This window comes from Mesorhizobium sp. M7A.F.Ca.MR.362.00.0.0, from assembly GCF_004023175.1.
Classification (GTDB): Bacteria; Pseudomonadota; Alphaproteobacteria; order Rhizobiales; family Rhizobiaceae; genus Mesorhizobium.
In genome coordinates this window covers 1-288 of sequence record NZ_RZTF01001002.1, presented here as the reverse complement: position 1 = coordinate 288, position 288 = coordinate 1, and the positions used below count along the sequence as shown (strand labels likewise).

Sequence of the window (288 nt, the reverse complement as noted above, 5' to 3'; positions counted from 1 at the left end):
CCCTGAATGCCTTGGATGCCCTGGATACCTTGGTCGCCCTTGTCGCCCTTCGGGCCGGTGTCGCCCGTGTCACCCTTCAGGCCCTGGATGCCCTGGATACCTTGGTCGCCCTTGTCGCCCTTCGGCCCTTCAGGGCCAAGGCCCTCGAGCGTGATCGTGTCCTCACCCGCGAGGGCGCCCTGGATAATAAGCTCAGCACTGCCCCCGTTGATCGTGAGGGTGCCGTCACTGGCGAAATTGCCGTCGATCAGTAGTTCGGCGTCTCCGACATCGACGGTGATGATGTTT

Annotated in this window: 1 pseudogene; it reads right to left on the bottom strand. The window is 62.8% G+C overall.

The annotated features are described in order from the left end of the window. Nucleotides 1-288: pseudogene (locus tag EOC06_RS40630) on the bottom strand (hypothetical protein); the annotation flags it as partial.